This is a genomic window from Bacteroides sp. AM16-24 (assembly GCF_003471885.1).
Taxonomy (GTDB): Bacteria; Bacteroidota; Bacteroidia; order Bacteroidales; family Bacteroidaceae; genus Bacteroides.
The window spans coordinates 183,489-210,082 of record NZ_QRKI01000007.1 but is presented as its reverse complement, the minus strand read 5'-3'; the positions used below and the strand labels follow the sequence as shown (position 1 = coordinate 210,082).

Here is a 26,594-nt window from a genome sequence, read left to right as displayed (position 1 = left end):
TTAGCGCTTTAGAAAATCTGCTCTCATGGGGCTGAAACAGTCTATCAGGATACCAGCCTCAAGGCATACACAGCCATGTACTGCATCCGGTTCGATGTAAACACCGTCTCCGGTTTCTACAATTTGTTTTTCACCATTTACGGTAAATTCAAATTTACCGCTTGCCACATAAGTGGTTTGTGTATGATAGTGAGTATGTGGTGTACCGACAGCTCCTTGCTCGAATTTCACTTTTACAAGCATCACTTGTCCATCGTAACCCATGATTTGGCGTACCACTCCTTCACCTGCAGGTTCCCATACTATTTCTTTTTCAAGAATGAAGGTGTTGCTTCTTGTCTTTTCCATTTTGCCAGTCAGATTGATTATTTTACCGGCAAATATACGATTAATATTAATTTTTCTACCGATTGCGACTTTTTTTACCCTTAAAATCCTCTGTTTTTAGGTAATATTGCAGCCGGAAACTAAGAATACTATTTATATATAATGAACTATGAAACATAAGTTGACATTATTACTGGGGTTGTTTTTTCTGCTTTCTGCTTTTAAGGCTGACAAACCAGTGATTACGATTTTTATGATCGGAGACTCCACTATGGCTAATAAGTCATTGATGGGTGAAAATCCGGAACGGGGGTGGGGGCAAATGTTGCCCGGTTATCTCTCCGAGGAAATACGTGTGGATAATCATGCCGTAAACGGGCGGAGTTCCAAGAGCTTTATTGATGAAGGGCGCTGGGAGAAGGTAATCTCACAAGTGAAGAAAGGTGATTATGTATTTATCCAATTCGGTCACAATGATGAGAAGTCCGACCCAAAGCGGTATACAGCTCCGGGAAGTACTTTTGATGAAAACCTGAAACATTTTGTAAACGAAACACGTGCTAAGGGAGGTATCCCTGTTTTGTTTAACTCCATTGTGCGCCGAAACTTCGGCGCAGCGGATGGGAATGCAGTTGCTCAAGCTATTAGTCAGGATGATATACAGAAGGGTGTGAATCCGGATGCAAAGCGGGAAGCTTCGGAACAGCCGGCTGTTGCTGAAGGTGACAAGTTGATTGATACGCACGGAGCCTATCTGGACTCTCCGCGAAATGTAGCGAAAGAACTGGGTGTTGCATTTGTGGATATGAATAAGATTACGCACGACCTGGTAGAAGGCATGGGACCGGTAGACTCTAAAAAGCTGTTCATGTGGGTACCTGCCAATCAGGTTGCCGCTATACCTAAAGGACGTGAAGATAATACCCACTTGAATGTACACGGTGGTCGCATTGTAGCCGGTCTGGCTATGGATGCCATTGCTAAGGAAGTACCGGAATTGGCTAAGTATGTACGTCATTATGATTTCGTAGTAGCACAGGATGGTAGCGGAGACTTTTTCACTGTACAGGAAGCCATTGATGCTGTTCCCGATTTCCGCAAGAATATCCGTACTACGATATTGGTGCGTAAAGGTGTGTATAAAGAGAAAATTGTAGTACCCGAAAGCAAAATTAATATTTCCTTGATAGGTCAGGAGGGTGCTATACTTTCGTATGATGATTATGCGCAGAAGAAGAATTGCTTTGGTGGAGAAAAAGGAACTTCCGGTTCTTCTTCCTGCTATATTTATGCTCCGGACTTTTATGCCGAGAATATTACGTTTGAGAATTCCTCGGGGCCGGTAGGACAGGCTGTAGCCTGTTTTGTAAGTGCTGATCGTGCTTTTTTCAAAAACTGTCGTTTCCTTGGTTTCCAAGATACGCTCTATACCTATGGAAAAGGTTGTCGCCAGTACTATGAAGATTGCTATATAGAAGGTACGGTCGATTTTATCTTTGGCTGGTCTACGGCTGTATTCAATCGTTGTCACATTCATAGTAAAGGTGGGGGCTATGTGACAGCACCTTCTACGGATCAAGGGCAGAAATATGGTTATGTATTTTATGATTGCCGACTGACGGCTGCTGAGGGTGTACAGGATGTTTATTTGTCGCGTCCCTGGCGTTCGTATGCGCAGGCTGTATTTATTCGTTGCAATTTAGGCAAGCATATTGCTCCTGCCGGTTGGAATAACTGGGGTAAAAAGGAAGCGGAAAAGACCGCATTCTATGCAGAATATGAAAGTACGGGTGAAGGTGCCAATCCAAAAGCACGTGTACCTTTCTCACATCAACTGAAGAATCTTAAAGGTTATGAAATAGATTCCATACTTACTGGAGAGGATGGTTGGAATCCGGTAAAAAATGGGAATGAATTATTAAGCATAAAGCGCTGACCGGCATTTGTCAAAACCGTATCATCTCCGTACCATCTCCGTGTTCATAACTACGGACTTGACACGGCCTTGACACGGAGTTGATACGGACTTGGTAGGAAGATGTTCTTTGCGTGTGGTAAAATAATGTGATAATACTAAAAACATAATGATGAAAAAGAGTTTGTTTATATGGCTGTTCGCCCTAATCTTTCCGCTGTCATTTGTATATGCGGAAAACTACCCGTACCGGAGTGATGTACTTTGGGTGACCGTGCCCAATCATGCTGGCTGGATTTATAAGACCGGAGAGAAAGCTACGGTTGAGGTGCAATTCTATAAATACGGCATTCCGCAGGATGGCGTAACCGTTTCTTATGAAATAGGTGGTGACATGATGCCGGCGGATACTTCCGGTTCCGTTACTTTGAAGCAAGGAAAGGCGGTAATACCTGTGGGGACAATGAGAGAACCCGGTTTCCGTGATTGCCGTCTGACAGCGACTGTGGATGGAACAAGCTATAAACATCATGTGAAGGTAGGCTTTTCACCGGAAAAGATTCAACCTTACACACAGATGCCGAAAGATTTTAAAGAATTCTGGGAAAATAATAAAGCGGAAGCTGCCAAATATCCGTTGACTTATACTAAAAAGCTTGCAGAGGAGTATTGTACGGATAAGGTTGATTGTTATCTCATTAAATTAATGCTGAATAACCGTGGACAGTGCATTTATGGTTATCTTTTCTATCCTAAGAATGCAGTGAAAGGTTCTTGTCCGGTTGTACTTTGCCCTCCGGGAGCTGGAATTAAAACTATTAAGGAGCCTCTGCGCCATAAATATTATGCCGAAGAAGGATGTATCCGTTTCGAAATCGAGATACATGGCCTGAATCCGGAGATGAGTGCGGAAGAATTTAAGGAAATCAGCAATGCGTTTAATGGCAGAGAGAACGGTTATTTAAATAACGGGTTGGAGAACCACGATAATTATTATATGAAACGTGTCTATCTGGGTTGTGTACGCAGTATCGATCTCCTGACTTCTCTGCCCGAATGGGATGGTAAAAATGTAATTGTCCAGGGCGGCAGCCAGGGAGGAGCTTTGGCACTGATTACTGCCGGACTGGATAGCCGTGTAACAGCTTGCGTTGCCAATCATCCGGCATTGAGTGATATGGCAGGCTATAAGGCAGGACGTGCAGGTGGCTATCCTCATTTTTTCAGAGTAGAGGGTATGGATACTCCGGATAAGCTGAAAACGATGGCATATTATGATGTTGTGAACTTCGCACGTATGATTAAAGTTCCTACTTATATCACTTGGGGATATAATGATGATACCTGTCCGCCTACTACCAGTTATGCTGTTTATAATGTGTTGGATTGCCCCAAGGAAGCACTGATAACTCCGATTAATGAGCACTGGACTTCTGATGCGACGGAATACGGACAGTTGAAGTGGATATTGAGACATTTGTTATAAATAACAGTTATGGTAAAAGGATTGCTATTTGGTATGATAGGGCTGGTTGTTTCGACAACCGCCCTTTCTCAACATTTACCTGCCTATGAATTAGAACGGGAAATGCCGGTCTTTTTAGATCAATTGAAAAAGGAGTTGACATATCCTATGGCTTGGGGGAATAGTCCGGTAAAGAATTTTAAGAAATGGCGTAAGCAGGCACGTGCTACAGTGCTGGATGCTATGCTTGCCCCGCCACCTTATACTACCGAGTATGAAACTGAAATATTGGCAGAAGAACAGCGTGAAGGATATCGGGCGAAGAAATTGTGTTTCAATCTGACTGGGTATTCTCGTGTGAATGCTTATGTATTGATACCTGATGGTGAAGGTCCATTTCCGGCTGTGGTACTTCTGCACGACCATGGTGGGCATTACACAATTGGTAAAGAGAAAATGATTCGACCTTTTGGAGTAGATAAAGCTGTGCTGGATGATGCAGACGCTTGGGCAGCAAACTGTTATGGTGGGCAATATGCCGGTGATTATTTGGCTGCCCATGGTTATGTGGTTATTTCTGTTGATGCTCTTTATTGGGGTGGACGCGGGCGTAAAGAAGGGGCTGATGGTAGTAAGTATGCCGATAATGCTGGGAATTTTATGATGTTAGGACGTAGTTTGAGTGCGTTTATAAATTATGAAGATATGTATACTACGGACTATCTCGCTACCCTGCCTGAGGTAGACCCCAAGCGTATTGCCTGTATGGGATTCTCTATGGGAGGATATCGTGCTTGGATGCTTTCGGCTCTATCAGATAAAATACAGGTTGGAGCTGCAATCTGTTGGATGACCACCACTGATTGCCAGTTTTCATGGGAATATGGTCGCGAGCGAGGAGGCTTTGCTAATATGTTGCCTGGTATTCGTCGTTATTTGGATTATCCGCATATTGCTTCTATTGCTTGCCCTAAGCCTATGCTCTTTTTGAATGGAGAACATGATAAACTGTTCCCTCCGATAGGAGTCAGAGCTGCCTTTGCGGAGATGCATGAAGTGTGGGAGAGTCGTTCGGCAGGAGATAAATTAGTAACAGAATTATGGGATATGCCGCATGACTGCGGTAAGAAGGTACAGGCAAAGATTTTGGACTTCTTAAATAAGTGGTTATAATTTCTATCACTTAATATTATAGGATTATCAGTCTTGAAACATTAGCTGAAATGATGAGAGTTTATTTCAGCCATTTATCGAAAAATTCCAATGTCTCTTTCTGCATTTCCTTGTTGAAGAAGTGCTTTTCTTCCCATATTTTAGTAACCAGGCGGTCGGATGCTTTCTGACTTTGCCAAACTGTCTGCATGATGTTATATGCATCTTTCACGCCTTCTACCGGGAATAGCTTGTCTTGGCTTCCGTTGAAAAATAAAGTTGGTTTCGGGCACGCAATGCTTGCCGTATGCGGGTAGTCCAGATAGCGACGCAGGGTGGGGATCAACATGGAATAGGCTGATCCCCCTTTGTTCTGATTGTTGGTTAGTGTCATCAGATACTCAGTAGTGTTCATCCAGCAGATGGATGCGGAGGCTTTTATGCAGTCGGTGATTGCAGCGAGCATCCATGAACGATAGGCTCCCATCGAAAAGCCTACGCAACCTACTTTATTCTTATTCACACAAGGGAGTGAAGCCAGAAATTCTGCGCTTCGTACATCATCTATATGGATGAATGCTCCCCATGAACTTCCCATTTGCAGAAAATTGGAAGCTAATGCCTGTTGTCCGTCATAGCTCACTCCTTCTTTCCGTCCGCGATCTCCCCAGAATAAGGCATCAATGGAAAGTACTACATAACCGTGTTCGGCAAAATAGTCCCCTGTATATTGTCCGTCGTAGCAACGGGATGCCCAGTCGTCTGCATCTGCCATGATTTCGGTACTTACTCCGAATGGACGAACCATTTTTTCTTTACCGATGGAAAAGTGTGCACCATGATCGTGCAACATAACGACTGCCGGGAAAGGACCTTCACCGTCAGGTATTAGCAGATAGGCGGGTATGCGGCACCATTTCGATACATTAAATAGTATTTTTTGAGCTTTATATCCATTGCGTTGTTCGGTAGCGATTACTTCCATGGCATAATCAGCGGGAGCAGGGGGGAAATTCTGCATACAGTCCAATAAGGTTTCCCGTGCCTGGGTACGCCATGTCTCAAATTTACGGACGGGGGAATTGCCCCATGCCATTGGAAAGGTAAGTTGCTGTTTCAGTTGCTCATAGAAGACAGGCATGTTTTTTACAACACCATAGGCGGTGGTGTCAGTTTGTGCAATTATGCTAAGATGTCCGAAGAGAACTATTAGGAAAATGGTTGTAATGCGTTTCATGCTCAGTGGTTGTTAAAATCTAAACAAAGATACATGATTTTTCTATGAAATACGTATCTTTACCGCATAGAATAAGCCTGTTATGATGAAAAAAATCTTATATCTGATAGTTGGGTTGGTATGTGTGTTATCAGTAAAAGCACAACCGGATTGTTTCTTTACCCATTATTCGTCTGAAGACGGACTTTCTCAAAATACAGTAATGAGCATCCTGCAAGATCGCAAAGGGAATATGTGGTTTGCTACCTGGGATGGTATTAATAAGTTCAACGGTTATTCGTTTAAAACATATAAGGCACGTCTTGATAACTGTATTGTGTTGAGCCATAATCGTGTAGATTATATGGTGGAGGATAAGTATGGCTTTCTTTGGTTACAGACTTATGATAATCATGCCTATCGTTTTGATCCACGTACGGAAGCATTTGAGCGTGTTCCGGCTGAAGGTGAAGGGGGCAGTGCAGTCAATGTCACGAAGATAGAAGCCCTTTCGGGTGGCGCGGTTTGGTTGCTGACTGAAACAGAAGGCGCCATTCGCATAGATACGAATCCGGAAGATTATAGTTTGACTTCACAATGGTATTCTGCTCAATCAGGTCAATTCTCTGCCACTCGTGTTTTTGGGGTATATGAAGACCTTTTGGGTAATGAATGGATATTGTCTGATAACGGATTAGGAATGTTGACAGCGGGACAGACTACTCCGACATCTTATTTTGTAGATGCTGCTGAACGGGAAAAGAAAGGAGGACAAGCTTTTTACTCTTGTCTGGAATATAATTCGGAAATCTATTTTGGTTCGGATAACGGACGGGTGTGGTGCTATCAGAAGGAAAATGGACAATTTCAGTTGCAGAATTTGCCTGCATCTTCCCGTATTGTTTCTATCAATAGCGTGGAGGGTAATGAACTGATATTTACTACTGCGAAAGATGGTTTTTTCTCATATCAACCTAAGACGAAAGCGATAGAACATTTTCCGGCTTCCCGCTTTCCAAATGCATCTATTCACTCGGTTTATGTAGATAAGGCTTCCGAGGTCTGGTTTGAACAGCATATTCCGGGTGCAGTGGTGCACTTCAATCCGCGTACACGGATCCTGAAACAAGAGAAAGTACCGGTGGAGCCTACCAGTACCGACCGATCACGTCCGGCTTTTCATATTCATGAGGATATTAATGGTGTATTGTGGGTACATCCTTATGGGGGTGGATTTTCATATTTTGATCGGAAAAGCAATAGTTTACATCCATTCTATAATAGTCTGTCAGGAAGTGACTGGCGTTTCTCTAATAAAATTCATGCAGCTTTTTCTGACCGGCAGGGTGATTTGTGGATGTGTACGCATTCTAAAGGACTGGAAAAAGTGACCTTCCGGCCATCCCAGTTTCGTGTAATGACTCCCATGCCACATGATTATGAGTCTTTGAGTAATGAAGTTCGTGCCCTTTGTGAAGATATGGACCAGAATTTATGGGTGGGTCTGAAAGATGGAAAATTACGAGTATATGATAAGAATCGTGTAGATAAAGGTTATTTGACTGAAAATGGTACAGTGTCGCACGGTGGTACACCATTGCGTGGTAATGTATATTTCATTTTGCAGGATAGCAAACAAAATCTTTGGATTGCAACGAAAGGGGATGGTCTGGTGAAAGCCGAGCAAAAAGATGGATCTCACTATAAATTGACTCGTTATCAGCATCAGGAAGAGGATATTTATAGTTTGAGTGACGACAATGTTTACTGTGTATATGAAGATAGCCACGGACGTATCTGGATAGCTACTTTTGCCGGTGGAATAAACTATATGACACGTGACCAGGGTGGAAAGGAAATTTTTGTGAACCACCGTAATAATCTGAAAGGATATCCCATTGACTATTGCTACAAAGCCCGTTTTATTACAGGAGACCATAAAGGACATATCTGGATAGGGACTACCATTGGTGCACTGATGATAGATGCCGACTTCAAGAATCCCGAAGATGTGAAGTTTCATCATTTTCTGCGTGTTCCGGATAATGAACATAGTTTGAGCAATAATGATGTGCACTGGATTGCATCGACTCGTGATCAGGAACTTTTCATTGCAACTTTTGGTGGCGGACTGAATAAACTGGTGTCATTGGACGGCAATGGTAATGCTACTTTCAAATCGTATACAGTACAAGATGGACTCCCTTCGGATGTGCTGCTTTCCATACAGGAAGATAAGAACGGTAATTTGTGGTTGAGTTCTGAGAATGGCATAAGCAAATTTATTCCTTCTGAAGAGACGTTTGAAAACTATGCAGATCAAGAGATTTTCTTTCGTGTACGTTTCAGTGAGGCAGCTTCGGAATATACGGCCTCGGGGAATATACTTTTCGGGGCTAATACAGGTATCTTTTACTTTAATCCGGATTCTATTTGTAAAAGTAACTATGTACCGCCGATTGTATTATCCAAATTATTGATAGCCAATGAGGACGTGCAGCCGGGACAAGGTTCGGTTCTGAAACTAGGTTTGGATGATACGAGTGAACTGGTATTATCCCATCGGGAGAATATTTTCACAATTCAGTTCGCTGCACTTGATTATTCTGCACCTTCTGAAATTCAGTATGCTTATATTCTGGAAGGTTTTGAAAAAGCCTGGAATTTTGTTGGTAAGCAGCGTGCTGCCACTTATACCAACTTACCGAAAGGACACTATATTTTTAAAGTTCGTTCGACTAATGGGGATGGGGTGTGGACAGAAAATACGCGCATACTGAATATTGAGATTCTTCCTTCTTTCTGGGAAACTCCATTTGCCTACTTCCTGTATGTGCTGTTCGTTATACTGATTATTGTGACGGCTGTTTATATTCTGTTCACTATTTATCGTCTGAAACATGAAGTATCTGTAGAGCAACAAATGACAGATATGAAGCTGCGCTTTTTTACTGATATCTCCCACGAACTGCGTACTCCGTTGACTTTGATCTCGGGGCCTGTGGAATACGTTCTGGCAAATACGAAACTTCCGGCTGATGCACGTGAGCAATTGCAGGTGGTGGAACGGAATACAAATCGGATGTTGAGGCTTATCAATCAGATCTTGGACTTCCGGAAGATACAGAACCGGAAGATGAAGATGCAGGTGCAACGCATAAATGTAGTTGCTTTTACCCGTAAAATCATGGAAAACTTTGAGTCGGTTGCCGAAGAACATCAGATAGACTTCCTGTTTGAAACAGAGAAGGAGGAATTATATTTGTGGGTGGATGTTGATAAGTTTGAGAAAATAGTATTCAATCTGCTTTCTAATGCCTTTAAGTACACTCCAAACGGGAAGATGATTACTGTTTTAGTGCGTGAAGATGAAGAAACGGTTTCCGTAGGTGTGGAAGATCAGGGAATAGGCATTGCGGATAATAAGAAAAAATCCTTGTTTGTCCGTTTTGAGAATTTGGTAGACCGTAACTTGTTTAATCAATCCAGCACAGGCATTGGTTTGTCATTAGTAAAAGAGTTGGTGGAGATGCACAAGGCAGTTATTACTGTTGACAGTAAACTGGGTGAGGGTAGTTGCTTTAAAGTCGATTTTCTGAAAGGAAAAGAGCATTATGATGAAACAGTGGAATTCTTACAGGATGATACTACTGTGGGTATGGGAGTTGCAGAACAAGTGACGGACGTACTTAGCTCCAATGAGTCGAAGGAGGAAACTCTTCCGGATGAGGCCGGAGAAGATACAGATGCTAAAGGGACGATGCTGCTTGTGGAAGATAATTCAGAACTCCGTCTGTTCTTGCGCAGTATCTTTGCTTCCGAATATAGGATTGTGGAAGCGGTAGATGGTATGCAGGGGTGGAGTAAAGCCTTGAAATTCTTACCGGATATTATCATCAGTGATGTGATGATGCCCGAAAAGGATGGTATAGCTATGACTCGTGAATTGCGTGCAGACATGACGACCAGCCATATTCCTATTGTATTGTTGACAGCTAAGACTTCTATTGAGAGCAAACTGGAAGGCTTGGAGTATGGAGCTGATGACTATATAACCAAACCGTTCAGTGCCACTTATCTGAAAGCGCGTGTAAAGAATCTGCTGACTCAACGTCAGAAGCTGCAGGGCATCTATCGCAATAACTTAATGACTGGAACTCTTGCTACTACTTCCGAAGAAGAAACAGTGGAAGAAAAAGGCCCTGAAATGTCTCCTAACGACCGTAAGTTTATGGATAAACTGGTAGATCTGATGGAAAAGAATATGGATAATGGTGAATTGGTGGTAGATGATCTGGTACAAGAGTTGGCTGTCAGCCGTTCTGTATTCTTCAAAAAGCTGAAGACACTAACCGGATTGGCTCCTATTGAGTTTATCAAAGAAATGCGTATTAAACGCGCTGTCCAGCTTATTGAGACGGGAGAGTATTCCATGACTCAGATTGCTTATATGGTGGGCATTAATGATCCGCGTTATTTCAGTAAGTGCTTTAAACAGAAGATGGGAATGACACCTACTGAGTATAGAGATAAGGGGAAAAAATAAACAACAGAGAGGGCGTAAAGCCCCCTCTTCCTTGCAAAGAATGTCTACTTTAAAATCTCCCGATCTTACTCATAGACTCGTTTCTTTGTATGGATAATCTATGAGAATCTCATTTACTTATTTAATATCCCGGATTTTGATCGTCGGAAGTCAAATAGTCATTTGCATCAATAGCTGCTTGTGGGATAGGCCATAATGTTTTTTGACCGATGATTGATGCTGCGTTGCCCTTCAAATGGGGATTATGTAGGTTATTATATTCAATAAGTTTGCCGGTGCGGCGGAGATCCATACGGCGATAACCGTTTCCGTACATTTCACAAGCTGATTCTTTCAGAATAACATCAATATCAATACTTGTTGCGTCAGCAAGACCTGCACGTTTGCGTACAGTATTCAAGCGTTTGAGGGCTGTTCCATCATTGCCTGCCTTGAAATAAGCTTCAGCGGCAACAAAGAAGATTTCCGGCAATGTAATGACATGTAGGTCACGGAAACTTCTTCCGGCACTGTATTGTGCAGTCTTACTGTCGTCGAACTTGCGGCAAGGATGCACTGCCCAACTCTTCTTTTGTGATTCTTCAAAGTCATACTTTGTAATGATACCGTTGGGATATTCTTTGAGATCTTCCATATAGGTTGACATGGGTTCCATTTGGGCTGTCATTTCATTTTGCGGAATAATGAATGTTTCGGCACGGTTTGCCGGATCTTTGGCACGCCATGCGGCAACTGATGCTGCGTCACATTCCCAATATGCAGGATAATATACACCAACCATTTTTCCTTGTGCGGTATTTCCGTTACTATAAAAAGAGAAGTAGTCTCCCAATGGTGATCCGTTTTCTTTAAATCCTTGAGCTGGATCCCATGCCTTTTTCACTAATAATGTTTTCAGGAAAGTTGCATCATAGCGTTTATCACCTTTTTCAAAACATCTCAGTGTATGCATGAGGGGAATGCATAGTGAGGAACCATTCTTCATTCCTTCTTCGGCACCACCGTAGTAATTGGAGTAGAATGATTGCCAGCGGTTACCTGCATTTTGATCGTGGGTACTGTTATAATCGTATTCTATGTCGAAGATAAATTCGGCATCATCGTCACCTGAACTGTCGGCTGCCCATAAATCGGCAAATTCAGTAGTTAATGAGCGCCCATTGATAACCTCGTCGGCATATTTGGCAGCTTCGGTGAAGTAAGATTGGTTATTTAAATCCCATGCAGCAGAAAGATAAGTCTTTGCCAGCAATGCTTTAGCAGCTTCAATACTGGCTTCACCCCCGCCTTTTGTAGCACTGGAACTTGTCAGTCTGTTGTTGGAAATGATACTTTTCAACTCATCTATAATATAAGTATATACTTGTTCAGCTGTTGCACGCGGATAACCTTTGATAGCTGTGCTGGCATACTCTGTGACTAACGGTACACCACCATAATTATTAACCAACAGATAATAGAACAAGGCCTGTACAAAGCGACCTTCGTCAATGGCTTTTTGCTTTACAGCATCGCTGACGTTCGCTGCCGGTGCATAGTATTGGATGGAAAGGCAAGAACGGATACCATCATAACAATCGGTATAAAAAGTCTTAACCTTACCATGTTCTGGTGTAAAGTTTGACCAACGGTGAAGTGCGGCATCAATATCATTACGTCCATCTTGATAGAGGTCGGTACCGGCATTGAAATATACCGGTGCATCTGCACTGTTATATATATCAATCAGTTGGGCGTATGCATCATAAACGAGAGATTGGAACCCTGACGCTGTACTGAAATAGTCGGTATCCGTCACAGAACTCTTATTATCCGGTGTGAGAAAGTCATCGCAACCAGTCAATGTCATGGAACCAATCATGAACATTGCATATAGTAATTTTTTATAAATCTTCATAGCTCTTATAAATTTATATTGTTAGAATTTAATGTTCGCACCAATCTGGTAAGTAACAGACGCAGGTCCGCCGTTTGTCAGGTTTGCGCTGGCCCATTCAGGATCGAAACCTTCATAGTCGGTGAAACAGAAAGGATTGATTACATTTACATAGAGGCGCAGATGTTTTACGGCAATTTTGCTTAGCCATGCTTTCGGGAAAGTGTAACCTAATGTGATATTTTTCACTTTCACAAAGGATGTTTTGTGATAACGCACTGCTGCACTACTGCTGCTGAAGTAACCGCCTCCTGTTTTTTCTGTATTGTTTGGATAAGGATATTTGCCTATGTGTGCTTCTGACAGATAGGTTACATCTCCTGTGTTTTTGTCCAGAACAGGGGTTCCTGCAGGGATGTAATAATCAAAATTCACTTTTTGACGTCCGCGATCACCATAGTTCATATATTGTTCGTGGAAATAACTGCGTGACCATTGTCCTTGTTTCGTGTAGAGCATAAAGGAGAAGTCGAATCCCTTGTAAGTCATAGTAGAGCTTAAACTACCTGTCCACTTAGGATCTGTACAGCCGAAGATTTGTTTATCTTCATCATTAATCTTGCCGTCATTATTCCAATCGTTTACAGCCATCTGACCTTCATACCATTTTAATCCTTGTCCGCCAGGACCAAAGGTATCGTATACTTCTTGAAGGGTATAATGACGGTCTCCATCTTTTGTGCGCATGGTGATACCATCGGTAGTGATGATTCCAGCACTTGTGTAATCGCGCAAAACGTTCAGACGTTCGCCGATGAACCAATTGTTGCTGACATCGTCTCCATTAGGAAGCTCGGTAATTTTACTCCAGTTACGAGCGAATGCAAGATTTACGTCCCATGTGAAATTTTTGTTACGGATAACTCCAAGATTCAATCCTAATTCGATACCGGTATTACGTACAGCACCAATGTTGGTTGTAATAGAACCTTCACCTGTTTCCAAAGGAACAGTGGCCTTCATGATTTGTCCGTCGGATAAACGGCGATAAGTATCTGCAGTTAAGTTAATGCGATTTTGAAGAACAGAGAAGTCAACACCGAAATTGAATTCTTTAATCTTTTCCCAAATTAGGTTTCTGTCAATTAACCCGTTGGCATAATAGCCTTGATATTCCTGTCCGCCAATAACGGAATAATTAGGACCTGAAGCAGAAGATGCAGTAGCATAGTCACCCACATTGTTGTTACCCGTGATACCGTAAGATACACGCAGTTTCAAGTTGTCCAGCCATTCTACGTCTTTCAGGAAATCTTCTTCCGAAGCGCGCCATGCTACAGCAGCAGAGGGGAACCATCCCCAACGATTGTCTTTGGCAAAGCGTGAAGAACCATCGGTACGCATGGTAACGGTAGCCATGTAGCGTTCTTTGTAGGCATAGTTTAAACGGGCAGCTACAGACACCAAAGAGGATTCTGTATAAGTGGATTTAATAGTTTTCGTACCCGAACCTTTCTCCATGGAATGGTATGAGAGTTTATCATCTGAAATATCAGTTACAGTCTGAGTATAGGTTTCCCTATTGCTGGCATACATGGAGAATAATCCCATTGCATTTAATCTATGTTGTCCCCATGTTTTGCTGAAGTCAATTTGGTTGTCCCATGTCCAGTCTAAGCGTTCTGTATTGATTACGGAAGCCTGATTGTGTTTCTGGTTCTGATAATAAGCTGTTCCCAAAGGATACTTTTCGGAAACGCCGGTACCCATAAAGATACCTTGACGGCCATGATAATAATTAGGGGATAGGGTGGTTGTGAATTTCAAACCATCCATAATGTTAAAACGCATATAAACGTTACCGAAGACGTGGAATTTACGAGTTTCATTCTCGTAAGCGTCAAGTTCGAAGTCTACCAACGGAGAAGGTGTAGAAGTTAAGGACATATTGCCTACTTTTGCCGGGATAGCCAGCAAATTACCGTCTTCATCCCACGGTGAAACCACCGGAGCAAACCAGAATGCGTTGTTGTAAGGAGAATAAGCATTCGAAGTATCGGTAATCCAGTCGTTCTGCACATCGTGCACTAAGTTGACAGCTATACCTGCCTCTACAACCTTTGACAGTTTGCTGTCGAATGATCCTTTGATATTAATACGATTATAATCATTCTTTTTAAATACATTTTCTTCACCTTGATAACCGATACCTAAACGATAATTTGTTTTTTCAGTTGCACCGCTTGCACTGATAAAGTGGTTTTGTTGAGATGCCGTTCGCAGTACCATGTCCGCCCAATCATAGCCTTCATTGTTCAGCCAGCTATTATATAAAGGAGAATCTTTCCATTCAGTACCATTTTGAAATACGGATTGCAGGTCGCTATCAGTAATCTTGTATGCACCACGTCCTGTTTCGTCGGAACTTCCCGTTGTGTAGCGTGCAAAACGATAGTTCATCCATTCAGTTGCATCCATGAAATCCGGCATGCGTGCTACTTTACGGATGCCGTAGTAGCCGTCATAAGTAATTTCCACTGGTTGGGCCTTATTTTGTCCTGCTCCGGTTCCTTTTGTAGAAATAATAACTACTCCTTCTGAGGCGCGTGAACCATAAATTGCTGTAGAAGAAGCATCTTTCAGAACGTCAATACGTTCAATGTCTTCGGGATTCAGGAAGTCAATAGAAGATACGACCATGCCATCTACTACATAAAGCGGACCGCTTGTATTATTGATGGAGGCTTGACCACGGATTTGAATATTGAAACTACCGTTAGCACGGCTGTTTGACTGAGTAATGTTGACACCTGGTACTGAGCCTTGCAATGCATCTTCTATACGGAGAGCACCGCGTGCAGCCAATTTATCAGCAGATACTGAAGATAAAGAACCTGTCACGTCATTTTTCTTCATAGAACCGTAACCTACAACAACCACCTCGTCGAGTGCCTGTGCATCATCTTTTAAAGTTACTTTAATGTTGTTTTGGTTACCTACCGTAATGACTTGTGTAATATAACCGATAAAAGAAATTTGGAGTTTTGCATTGGGCTGCACCATCAGGCGGAAATTACCGTCAATGTCAGTTATTACTCCGTTGGTAGTACCAACTTCCAATACATTTGCGCCTATCACGGGTTCGCCTGTACTATCTATAATAGTACCTGTAACTTGGCGACCTTGTGCAAGAGCGACTAAACACAACATACTCAATGATAGAGTAGCTAATGCCCTTTTGGCAAGTCTTTTTAAATCCATAATGATGTTTTTTATAGTTATTAAAAAATGAGGTCAACAATGTGCCTTATCTTTCCGTTATCGAACACAAAAGTATAGGTTAACAAAATTAAGCATGGGTAAAAATTTGTTGTTTTATGGGAAATATTGTGTTTTTTGTAGATTTGAAGGCTATAAATAGGGGAAAAGATGATAAAAGAGGCTATCTCAAATTTTATTTTGGGATAGCCTCTTTATTTAAATTTAATTCTGATATTCTGTTTGCGAAGGTATTATTATTTCATGTACCATTTTGGGTCACCACAGTTTGTTTTACCTGCAAAACTTCCATCGATAATGGTAAAGTCATATTGACTGGGATCTTTGAAAAGGTCAGTCTCACCACCGTCATAAGTAATCAAGTCGTTTATTTTGTTACCTGTGATTTTCATGTCATTCGTAATATAACTATTGGTAACTTCTACAGGTTTATCATTAGCACGAATTCCCTTGCCTTCAGCCAGTGTACTACCAAAGATACAATTGGTGATTGTTACTCCCTGTGACGGACCGTTACCATTTTTGTCACAATCCAATAGATAGTCACCGCTACCTAAAAGTTTACTGAATGTACAATCAGACAATATTAAGGACGTAAAGTCTGTGTTTCTACTGTACACTAAACATTTTCCGCTATAGACAATGGTTGTTTTACTGAATTCGATATTTTCAATCTTTCCTTTGCCTTTACTTGCATCTACATGTATAAGACTGTAAGTTCTTGCATCTGCTCCATATACTATACAGTTTTCAAATTTTACGAGATTGATAATTTTCTCATCAGACCCCTGCAATCTTACTGGAGTGTTTTTGAAGCCATGGATGAAACTATTGCTGAATTCAATAGCCCCAACAGTAGCAGCTTTTGACTGGTTGAAGAGATAATCATTGGTTGTATTATTACCGTCTGCTTTTTTACCGGAACCTGTAATTTCTACATTCTCAAATTTGATGAAGCTGTGAGTTCCTGCAATATCAATACCCTTGACACCAATGATGGCTTGTGTTTCTCCTGGTAAACCGAAGAATGTTACAGACATGCCGTCAGGGATATTTATATTGTTTTCGTTGTAATAAGAACTTCCGGCAGGCAATGCAATGTTTACAGTCTGGTAGCCTGCTTCAGCCATTGTAGTGAACAGGTCATTGTTCAGGGAATCACCTGCTTGCAAGAAAGCTGTATGGTCAGCATCAGGTACTTTGGCTGTTGTTGTAAAATCTATGACACCGCGTTTTGATTCCTTATTATAAAGAATTGCAGTATAAGATGTAAGAGGGGTCAGACCATCTATAACAATGGTGCCATCTTCCAGATTAGCAGAAGTCAAAGTAATACTCTTTACTACAGTTCCGTTAGTGTCTATAATTTCGATGTGGTCAGCAGTGGAATTTGCAGGCCAGTATAGCGTTATCTTGTCATGGCTAACTGAGAATTTCTCAAAGATTTGCTCGGTACGAGTCTTGAATGAGAAATCGCTCATATATCCCCATTTAGATTCCGGAGTATTGGAAGAAAATGCCTTCATACGAATAAAATACTTGCTGTCACTGTATAAACCTTCCAAAGTGTAGGGAGATTTAGTGATAGATTTGTCTTCGCCGTATATAATTGATCCTTTGCCACTTCCCATAGCTACATCATCGTATAAACTATCCAAACTGATTTCAATAATATAATATTCAGTTCCTGGAGTGGTAGACCATGTGAGTTCAGCATCTGTAGCATTAGCTGATACACTCATTTTGGGTACACTGAACAGTCTGTTATAAGATGAATCAGTAGTCCAGTCGTTTGCATCGTCACAAGATATAGTGGCGAATGCTGTCAGGAGCATAAGTGCTCCTGATAAGGCTATATATTTTAGTTTATTTGCTTTCATAACCGTTGTTTTTATGATGTTAGAATCCATAAGAGTTCTGTAACGTTCCATTAGAGTCGGATATTGTAGTGGCTCCGATCGGGAATACGTGTCTGTTGATAACCGGAGTGTTCAAACCTGCACTGATGTATGGCAGATTATCCACAACATTGCTACCGGTTTCTTCGTTCTCAGAGCCCCAGAAGTTTACGCTTTTATAGTCAGTAGTGACTTGTGGCTCTTCGTACCAGCAGATACTTTCGGGATCAATTTCTCCCGGTTTGTCAGCTTTCATTTTATAGTATAACTTTTTAGGGGCTACCTTGATGAGTTCTTTATAAGCAGCTTTAGCCTCTTCTATTTTTTGTGAGAGTAATCCCCAACGTATCAAGTCCCATTTACGGATAGCTTCACCTGCAAATTCCCAGGCACGTTCGTCAACGAGTGCATTGAAAAATTCATCACCACTACTTAAACTATTGACATAGCTGATTGCTTCAGCTTTGTGTGTTTCGGCAAATGCGCGGCTGCGTACTTCTTCAAAAGCTTTTCTTGCGCTTAAGCCACATGTAGGTCCAACAGCATCAGCACCTTGAAGCTCATTCAGTGCTTCTGCATATAGTAATAATACGTCAGAATATCTCATGATAACATTGTTGATACCTGTAGCTACTTTGTCAGCGGATGCTCTTGCTGCATTCAGCCATTTGTCTGTCATCTTGCGGGGATCCCATTTTGCTAAGTATATACCAAATGGAGAATTTCCCTGCATTGTTTCAATAGTATTGCCATTATCTCCTTCTCTGATATCGAAATTGGCAAAAGTTAAATCACGGCGTTGGTCATTTTTATTAAAGCTCCAGAAGAAGGGAGCTGTAACTTTTACTTTACCACTTGAGTTACCTTTTGCTCCGTAGTAAGTTGTTTTTCCGTTGATGCGGACACCGATGGTATATCCCATTTCTCCGGAGAAACTTACGCCATGTGCTACTTCATATAAATTCTCCTGATAAGTCTGATCTAAAGTTAGCTGGTTCAGTAGATACCATTCGTTTTCATAAGAAGGGTTAAGCTTGTGATAACCGCTGGCAATAATGGCATCTAAGTGTTTCACAGCAAGAGTATAGAGCTCTCTACGTTTTTCTGTGCCCGGACGTTGTGTTGGATAAGTTGCATCGCAATCAGGCATATTTTCATAACCGGATTTAGAACTTTCGCGGATAGAATATCCGGCGTATGTCATGGCAATGCGGGCTAACAAGCCATGGGCAAATCCTTTAGTCATTTTCTCTGTAGTATAGCCGGAAGTTCCTGCCCAAGGCAGATATCCGATTGCTTCTTCCAGATCCGTAATTAGGCGTTCCATGATAACATCACGGTCTGTTTTGCCTAAATAGATGTTAGAGCCGTCGGTATTGGTGGTTTCAAACTTCATAGGTACATCTCCGTAAGTACGGATTAAATCCAGATAAAGCATGGCACGCAATGTCAGTGCTTCTCCTTTGAACATCAACATCTTGCTTCTGGAAGCATTGCCTTCGGCAATCAGTGCACTACCTTCAATACCTTCAACTACAATGTTGGCATTTTCAATAGCTTCGTACATACCTTTCCAGTTATTATTGAGTTTTGACCAACTCAACTGCGGATTGTAGTTGCATGTACCTCGTTCATTATTAGAATTAGAGTTGGTTGCACCCAATCCGTCTACCAATTCGATATCTGAGTTCATTCCGAAATGGATAGGTACTGACTGTACATAGGTTTCATCTTTGGTGAGACCGGCATATACCTTATTTAAGGCTTGTTGGGTGTAGGTGGTTGAATTGAATACAGCATCTCCGGTCATTTCAGAAGGAGAGGTTTGATCTAGGAAGTCGGAACAAGAAGTGAGAATTATCGCACCTATTCCTACTATTGCAAATGATTTAAATATTTTTTTCATAATTCTTCTCTGTCTTTAAAATTAGAATGTAACATTGATACCTCCTACGAATGAACGGCTCTTAGGATATGCAGCATAATCGATACCTGGGGTCATAGGGGTGCTTGTACAACAATCTACTTCAGGATCGGTGCCTGAGTACTTGGTAAAGCAATGTAGATTGTATCCTGTAACATAAATACGGATATTTTGTATATTCAGTTTGCTTACAAACAGTTTAGGTAATGTATAACCGATTGTAATGTTATTGACGCGCAGGAAAGAACCATCTTCTACAGCCCAGTCAACGAGTGGCATAACCGTAGCGGCAGCAGGATTCCAAATGCTTGATCCTGTATTTACTTCGTTCAGACGGTTGATAGTCCATGCTTCACCATTTGCTTTGATAGAAGCGCTGCTCAGCAAGTTGGTACCTGTTGAAGGATCAATCCAGGAATAGCGATTGGCTGAAGTAAAATGATCATTGATATTCCAGTTCTTGGATGAACCACTATAAAAACTTGATCCCAGTTTGGTTGCATTCACAATCTTGTTTCCGAGTGAGTAGTTAAAGAAAGCTGTAAAGTCAAAACCTTTCCAACGGGCATTCAGACCAAAACCTCCGGATACGGTAGGTACGGTATTTCCTAAACGTTCTTTCTTATATTCACCATCCTCATTCGCTTTCAGCTTAATGGAACCGGGATATACTTTGCCACCAATAAGAGAGCTACAGTCGTTAACTCCTGCTTTCAGGGCGTAGGTTCCTTTTTCTGCGTCGAAGGTAAAATCATCAGCGGTATAGAAACCATCTGTCTTGTAACCGTATACTTCGCCTAAACGTCCGCCTTCTTCCACTAAGAAGTCCTCGATACCTGCTGCGGCTGTTCCTGCCCAGCTACTGCTTTGCCAGAATGAACTGCCATTTAATTTGTCAATCTTGCCGCGGTTGTATGAGATGTTGAAATTGAAATTCAAGCCGAAATCTTTGGCATCCACTAATACAGCATCCAATTGGAGTTCTACACCTTTGTTAGATGTCTGACCCATGTTCTTGTATTGGTAAGAATAACCGGAACTGGAAGCAATAGTCGTTTTCATCAACAAGTCTTTCGTTGTATTCCAATATACATCAATAGCACCGGACAGGCGATTATTGAAGAAGCCAAAGTCAATACCAGCATTGCGTGAGACGGTTGTTTCCCACTTTAATCCGGGATTGGAGAGTACATTACCGTGTTTCAATACGACTGCTGTTGTTTCATCAAAATAGATACCTTTTTCGGAAGTTCCGGCAACCGAATAAGTGGTGTACATAGAACCACTTGGGATACGATTGTTACCTGCTGTACCATAACTTACGCGAACCTTCAGATTGGATAACCATTCTTTGGCATTATTCATGAAAGCCTCATCGTAGATGCGCCATGCGATAGCTCCTGAGGGGAAATAGCCCCATTGGCTGCCTTTGGCAAATTTACTGGAACCATCGGCACGCATTGTGAATGTGAACAAATATTTATCCATCAGTGTGTAGTTGGCACGTCCGAAGAATGAAAGCAAGTTATCTTTAATGCCAATATAAGTGCTGGTAGGGAGCGCTGTTCCGTTACCGAGAGCAGCAAGAATTTCTTTAGTTGTTGCATCTTTACTGAAATCTACGGAGGTTACATATTTTTTTGTATCCTGAGAAGTAGAGACTTCATGTCCGATCATGACATTGAGCCGGTCACGTCCATTAAATAACTTCTTGTTTTCGTATGTCAATGTATTGGCATTTCTCCAGTTTTTATTGTCTGAATTTGTCAGATATGCTTGTGGAAGACCACCATGACCGAATTTGGAGTTTGCTGTCGCTTTATATCCCCATACTTGGTCTGTATCATCAAATTTCCAGCCATATCCGAATTCACTTCTGAACTTTAATCCTTTCAACGGTTCCCAGTTTATACCTACGTTGTAGTCCTGACGGAATCTTCTTTGCTGTTTATAGGTTGCATCTACGCGCTCCAATGGGGTGTAACGCGCATTCGTACTGTTTTCATCATCCTCGGAATCTTCATTTAATGCCTTTACCGGTGCATGAGTGATGGCACGGGCTACTAATGAGTATGCTTTACTGCTTTCATTATCGGCACCCCCGCTCAGACCGTCTATTTTCTGTTGTATCAGACGGGCATTGAAATCAAGGCTTAACCATTTGTTGATTTCCGTATTGATTTTAGCATTGATGTTGTTTTTGGAGTATCCGGAGCCTCTCATGATACTCTTTTCATCATTACGTGCGTAGCTGATGTTGAATTTGGTAGATTTAGTACCGCCGCTTACGCTGATGTTGTATTGCTGTTGATTACCTGTACGACCAAATAATTGATCTTGCCAATTTGAACCTTCTTTGGATTTGTAGATTTCCAGATCTTTATATGCACCGTAAGATGTACCTGACTGATCCAATTCGTATTGATAAAGGCTGAATTCATACGGATCCAATACACCTACTTGTTTGATTACGTTGCGGAAGCCATAAGATGCACCGAAGTTAACTTGTGTTTTTCCTTCTGCACCGGATTTAGTAGTTATAATAATAACACCGTTGGCACCACGTGCACCGTAGATTGCTGTGGAAGAAGCATCTTTTAGTACGTCTACAGATTGGATATCTGTGGGAGCAATATCACTGATACTGGATACCGGAAAACCATCTACGATATAAAGAGGCGAGTTATCTTGTGAAAGAGAACCACCACCGCGTACACGGATTTTGATATCTGCATCAGGTGAACCTTCAGTTGTTGTAATCTGAACACCGGCCATCTTACCTTGTAATGCTTCTGATGCGCTTGATACAGGTATAGATTCCAATTGTTTGGCACTGACAGAGGCGACCGATCCGGTCAAGTCTTTCTTTTGTACTGTACCATAGCCGATAACCACAACCTCTTCCAAAGCTTGTGCATCATCTTCCATAACAATGTCAACTTTAGTTTTACCTTTTAAGGCTATTTCCTGAGATTTCATTCCCACATAAGAAAATACTAATGTGGCATTGGCGGGAACATTAAGGGAAAAATTACCATCAATATCGGTAATAGTACCATTACCGGCATTTCCTTTCTCTACTACGGAAGCACCGATAACGGTTTCTCCCGTCTTGTCTGTCACAGTACCTGTTACGGCTACATTTTGCGCTGATACGCTAAGCGATATCACGGCTACTAAAAAGAATAGTAACGCGGCGCGCATGTTTTTCATCTTGTTAGACATTCTTTGCATGTTATTAATTTAGTATGATTTTTTTGTTAGTGTGTTCGTGCACACTGTTAATTCTTTGCTGCAAATGTATATGGATGTAAAAAGATAAATGTGTAATATCTGTTTTTAGGGTAGTATTTTTTGTTATTTGCTGTCTAATATGCTTTTGTGAATAACCTATATGATGTTATATAACAGAAAAGAGGGGAATTTATTGTTCCCCTCTTGACACTTTAACATATGAACGGCTCACTTAAGTCGTTGTCTCCATGTTTTTAATAACTATTTATTTTATTGCTCTTTTGATGTTAGGATGTACTCTTTGCCTGCACTTGTTTCAATATCATAGACGTAAGTCTGTGCATATTCCGGTATGCAAATTGGAGCATTAGCGGCAATTAATGGCTTGCGGATGCCCTGTGGTTGCAAAAGCGGGTTGTCGGACACTTTTTGCGTAGTTGGGTTCAATTTTTCCCCATTCAAATACAAGGGAGTCTGAGTGCGGATACGGAGTGTACCACCAATATTGGAGGCTATAACGGCGGTTTGTAACTTACCGTTTTCCCACTTCATTTCATTCACAGTAAATCCACCACGGCAACGGATACCTTTCAGAGTTCCTTCTTTCCATACGTCGGGCAAAGCAGGAAGAAGATGGATGGCACCGTCATGGCTCTGAACTAACATTTCGGCAATACCGGCAGCACAGCCAAAGTTACCATCAATTTGGAAAGGCGGGTGGGCATCGAACAGGTTTGGATAGGTGCCTCCATTTTGCCCCTTTTCGTCAGTGGTGGGGTGAAGTTGGTCTGTAATCAGTTTATAAGCATGGTTACCATCCAGCAGACGAGCCCATAAGCAAACTTTCCATCCCATCGACCAGCCCGTAGAATGGTCACCACGTCCAATCAAAGACTTCTTGGCAGCTTCAAACAGGACAGGGGAATGGTAGGCGCTGATCTGGCGTCCTGGATACAGTCCCCAGAGGTGAGAAATATGACGGTGACGATCTTTGGGGTTATCCCAGTCGTGCATCCACTCCTGTAACTGCCCCCAACGGCCTACTTGCATCGGTGCTAAATTGTTGACAACAGTCTGCAGGCTGTCGGTGAAAGCGGTTGTTTCGTTCATTAGTTTGGCTGCGGAAATGGTGTTGTAGAAAAGATCGTAAACCATTTGGTTGTCCATAGTGGTGCCGGCAACAACGACAAATGTGCGTTGTCCATTTACTGCAGGACTATTTTCAGGAGAATAGGAGGGAGCAACTACTAACCAATTGTTCTCCGGTTCGCGTACCAAAAAGTCGAGATAGAACTCACAGGCACCACGCATCAAAGGATATGCTTCGGAGAGGTAGTTCTTATCACCGGAGAATAGATACCGATCCCAAAGATGCTGGCAGAACCAGGCATTGCAGGTAGGCCATACGCCATAACTGGATCCATCGACAGCACCTGTACTACGCCAAATGTCTGTGTTGTGATGTAATGTCCAGCCGCGACAGCCGTACATGGCTGCGCTTTCACGTCCTTGTATGGCTACTTCTTTTACTAATTGCAGGAAAGGTTCGTGCATTTCGGGCAGAGAAGTGCTTTCGGCTGGCCAATAGTTCATTTCAACGTTGATGTCAGTGGTATACTTGCCATCCCAAGGAGCACGCAGTTGGTAGTTCCAGATACCTTGCAGATTGGCAGCCTGCCCACCCGGTTGAGAACTGCATATTAAGAGGTAACGTCCGAATTGGAAGTACAAGGCAGCCATCTGTGGATCGAAACTACTACTGAACTCTTTTACACGTACATCCGTCGGCTTATTGATCTGAGCATTACTTCCCAAATTCAGAGATACACGGTTGAAGTATTTCTGATATGCATTGATATGTGAAGCCTTACTCTTTGGGTAGTTCTTATTAACCAGTTTCAGGTACTGTTGTGCGCTATTGAGGGCATCACCCGAAACGTCTTTATAATTCACGAAGTTGGTTCCGATGGAAACATACAGTATAACACTGTTTGCGTCTTTTACCTGTAGAGTGCTGTCTGATAGTATTTCCAACTTTCCACCATTATTTTCTATACGGGTAAGTGCGGTAAATTCTACTTTTCCTTCAATACCTTCATGGTCGTTGGCTTTTCCATTCAATTGCAATTCCTTGCGGGGGGAGATGCAACGTATCACGCTACTTTTATAAGGAGTACTATATTTGGCTGTGAATGAGATGCTTTTCTTTTGTGAAGCCGTCAGCCGGATCACTAATACCTGATCGGGGAAGGAGGTGTAGGCTTCTCGAGTATAAGTCACACCATTGGCTGTGAAGCGAGTAGTAGCAATTGCCTTTTCTAGATCTAGATCGCGGTAATAGTCATTGTATTCATTGATACCGTCGAAGTCCAGATGCAGTGATCCTACGGTCTGATAAGGCATTCCATTGGCTGATTGCGAGCAAATGGTAGGACCGCAAAGCTCCTGTGCTTCTTTGTTCTTACCTTCGAAGATGAGCTGGCGGATACGAGGCAGGGCATCTTTGGCTTTGGGGTTGGTATTGTTGTGGGGAGAACCGCCCCATACGGTTTCTTCGTTCAACTGGAACTGTTCGTGTACCGGGTCGCCGAAAACCATGGTGCCTATACGTCCGTTACCTAATGGCAGAGCTTCCACCCATTGCGTGGCGGGTTTGTCGTACCATAATTTGAGGGTTTGATCTTCCTGTTGTGCTTGTAAATTAGTTCCGGCACAAACAACTGTGAAGCATGCTAATAACCATTTCTTTATCATTGTTTTTCATTTTTGGTATTTCGATTGCAATGTTAGGCAGTTTAAGGCATTCTGAGGGGTAATAATTGGGTAAAAAGGAGTAAAAATGACGTAATACCAATTAGGAAGGAATAAAAGAGTGATAAGGTGGTAAGGTGATAAAGTAGCTGCGCTATATATCAAAGAGTCTTATCCCGCTATCACCTTATCACCCTACCACTCTATCACACTTTATTCATACCCCATAAGAAACGAATATAGCTCCCCTCTTATCTAAAAACTATTTCCAAAACCTCTTCAGCCTTATTTATAATATAATTCGGGTGGAAAGTTTCCAGTTCGGCACGCGGGCGGAATCCCCAGGTTACACCGCAGGAAGTCACTTCCGCATGAATGGCAGTCTGCATATCCACACCGGAATCTCCTACGTAGAGAACATCTTTTTGGGAAATCTGTGCTATTTTCAGGATATCATATACCACAGTAGGGTCAGGTTTCACATTGACACCTTCACGTTGGCCAAATACAGCGGTAAAGCGGATATTGGGGAAATAGTGGGCAATAAGTTTTTCGGTAGCCGCTTGGTACTTGTTTGAAGCAACGGCCACTTGCAAACCTTTGGCTTGCAGTTCGTCCAAAAGTTCCGTAATGCCGGGGTAAGGACGACTCTTGTCGGCATTATGCTGGTCGTAATAAGGGACAAATTCTTTCCGTACACGCAAAACATTCTCTTCCGTTTTCTCACCTTCGGGCAAAGCGCGTTCAAACAGCTTATTGATGCCGTTGCCAACCATAAAGTTGTACTCTTCTTCTTTGTGGGTGGGGTATCCTAATGCTGTTAATGCATGGTTTGTACTTTGTGCCAAATCGGCGATGGTGTTTAGTAGGGTTCCGTCTAAATCGAATATTACTAATTTCTTCATACTTCTTTTTCTTTAATGAACACAAAGATACGACATTTCGTTCAAACAACCTGTTGATACAGATCAAAAGACGGTAACCCTGCAGGGGAACTTAGGTTACCTTACA

13 protein-coding genes are annotated in these 26,594 nt (G+C 42.1%); 4 read left to right on the top strand and 9 right to left on the bottom strand.

From position 1 onward, the window contains the following. A complete protein-coding gene (locus DW182_RS10695) occupies window positions 1–348 on the bottom strand; it encodes a cupin domain-containing protein (protein ID WP_115502660.1) in 348 nt (115 codons plus the stop codon). A 148-nt stretch (window positions 349–496) separates the two neighbouring features. Here DW182_RS10695 and DW182_RS10690 point away from each other — a divergent pair, with 148 nt between their 5' ends. The 3 genes from DW182_RS10690 (at window position 497) to DW182_RS10680 (ending at window position 4,880) form a co-directional block, all read left to right on the top strand. Further along, on the top strand, window positions 497–2,263 hold the full coding sequence (locus tag DW182_RS10690; RefSeq protein WP_118295503.1) for a pectinesterase family protein: 1,767 nt from the start codon (window positions 497–499) through the stop codon (window positions 2,261–2,263). A 148-nt stretch (window positions 2,264–2,411) separates the two neighbouring features. Further along, window positions 2,412–3,728, top strand: a complete 1,317-nt coding sequence (locus tag DW182_RS10685) for an acetylxylan esterase (protein ID WP_118295502.1) — start codon at window positions 2,412–2,414, stop codon at window positions 3,726–3,728. A 9-nt stretch (window positions 3,729–3,737) separates the two neighbouring features. Continuing rightward, entirely contained in the window at window positions 3,738–4,880 is a 1,143-nt protein-coding gene (locus DW182_RS10680) for a dienelactone hydrolase family protein (RefSeq protein ID WP_118295501.1), read from the top strand. 61 nt (window positions 4,881–4,941) lie between these two features. Here the strand turns inward: DW182_RS10680 and DW182_RS10675 are convergent, their stop codons facing one another. Further along, complete coding sequence (locus DW182_RS10675) at window positions 4,942–6,096, bottom strand: dienelactone hydrolase family protein (protein ID WP_115502654.1); 1,155 nt, start codon at window positions 6,094–6,096, stop codon at window positions 4,942–4,944. 85 nt (window positions 6,097–6,181) lie between these two features. Between DW182_RS10675 and DW182_RS10670 the strand changes: the two genes are divergently transcribed. After that, window positions 6,182–10,621 carry a two-component regulator propeller domain-containing protein gene (locus tag DW182_RS10670; RefSeq protein WP_118295534.1) on the top strand — a complete coding sequence of 1,480 codons (4,440 nt, stop codon included), beginning with the start codon at window positions 6,182–6,184 and terminating at the stop codon, window positions 10,619–10,621. 121 nt (window positions 10,622–10,742) lie between these two features. Here the strand turns inward: DW182_RS10670 and DW182_RS10665 are convergent, their stop codons facing one another. The 7 genes from DW182_RS10665 to DW182_RS10635 form a co-directional block, all read right to left on the bottom strand. After that, entirely contained in the window at window positions 10,743–12,518 is a 1,776-nt protein-coding gene (locus tag DW182_RS10665) for a RagB/SusD family nutrient uptake outer membrane protein (protein WP_118295500.1), read from the bottom strand. Between the two features lie 21 nt (window positions 12,519–12,539). Continuing rightward, window positions 12,540–15,758: a TonB-dependent receptor gene (locus DW182_RS10660; RefSeq protein WP_118295499.1), complete on the bottom strand. Its 3,219-nt coding sequence runs from the start codon at window positions 15,756–15,758 to the stop codon at window positions 12,540–12,542. 254 nt (window positions 15,759–16,012) lie between these two features. Further along, window positions 16,013–17,656 (bottom strand): DUF5123 domain-containing protein, encoded by a 1,644-nt coding sequence (locus tag DW182_RS10655; RefSeq protein WP_118295533.1) that lies wholly within the window; start codon window positions 17,654–17,656, stop codon window positions 16,013–16,015. A gap of 19 nt (window positions 17,657–17,675) precedes the next feature. Further along, window positions 17,676–19,580, bottom strand: coding sequence for a RagB/SusD family nutrient uptake outer membrane protein (locus DW182_RS10650; protein WP_007666894.1), 1,905 nt, complete (start codon window positions 19,578–19,580; stop codon window positions 17,676–17,678). A gap of 21 nt (window positions 19,581–19,601) precedes the next feature. After that, window positions 19,602–22,823: a TonB-dependent receptor gene (locus DW182_RS10645; RefSeq protein WP_021968065.1), complete on the bottom strand. Its 3,222-nt coding sequence runs from the start codon at window positions 22,821–22,823 to the stop codon at window positions 19,602–19,604. Window positions 22,824–23,102: 279 nt separating this feature from the next. Then, on the bottom strand, window positions 23,103–25,586 hold the full coding sequence (locus DW182_RS10640; protein WP_118295498.1) for a glycoside hydrolase N-terminal domain-containing protein: 2,484 nt from the start codon (window positions 25,584–25,586) through the stop codon (window positions 23,103–23,105). 248 nt (window positions 25,587–25,834) lie between these two features. Next, complete coding sequence (locus DW182_RS10635) at window positions 25,835–26,488, bottom strand: HAD family hydrolase (RefSeq protein ID WP_118295497.1); 654 nt, start codon at window positions 26,486–26,488, stop codon at window positions 25,835–25,837. Between the last annotated feature and the right edge of the window lie 106 nt (window positions 26,489–26,594).

Coding starts and splice junctions, on each gene's coding strand:
- DW182_RS10695 (WP_115502660.1), bottom strand. CDS start 348: ATGGAAAAGACAAGAAGCAACACCTTCATTCTTGAAAAAGAAATAGTA.
- DW182_RS10690 (WP_118295503.1), top strand. CDS start 497: ATGAAACATAAGTTGACATTATTACTGGGGTTGTTTTTTCTGCTTTCT.
- DW182_RS10685 (WP_118295502.1), top strand. CDS start 2,412: ATGATGAAAAAGAGTTTGTTTATATGGCTGTTCGCCCTAATCTTTCCG.
- DW182_RS10680 (WP_118295501.1), top strand. CDS start 3,738: ATGGTAAAAGGATTGCTATTTGGTATGATAGGGCTGGTTGTTTCGACA.
- DW182_RS10675 (WP_115502654.1), bottom strand. CDS start 6,096: ATGAAACGCATTACAACCATTTTCCTAATAGTTCTCTTCGGACATCTT.
- DW182_RS10670 (WP_118295534.1), top strand. CDS start 6,182: ATGAAAAAAATCTTATATCTGATAGTTGGGTTGGTATGTGTGTTATCA.
- DW182_RS10665 (WP_118295500.1), bottom strand. CDS start 12,518: ATGAAGATTTATAAAAAATTACTATATGCAATGTTCATGATTGGTTCC.
- DW182_RS10660 (WP_118295499.1), bottom strand. CDS start 15,758: ATGGATTTAAAAAGACTTGCCAAAAGGGCATTAGCTACTCTATCATTG.
- DW182_RS10655 (WP_118295533.1), bottom strand. CDS start 17,656: ATGAAAGCAAATAAACTAAAATATATAGCCTTATCAGGAGCACTTATG.
- DW182_RS10650 (WP_007666894.1), bottom strand. CDS start 19,580: ATGAAAAAAATATTTAAATCATTTGCAATAGTAGGAATAGGTGCGATA.
- DW182_RS10645 (WP_021968065.1), bottom strand. CDS start 22,823: ATGTCTAACAAGATGAAAAACATGCGCGCCGCGTTACTATTCTTTTTA.
- DW182_RS10640 (WP_118295498.1), bottom strand. CDS start 25,586: ATGATAAAGAAATGGTTATTAGCATGCTTCACAGTTGTTTGTGCCGGA.
- DW182_RS10635 (WP_118295497.1), bottom strand. CDS start 26,488: ATGAAGAAATTAGTAATATTCGATTTAGACGGAACCCTACTAAACACC.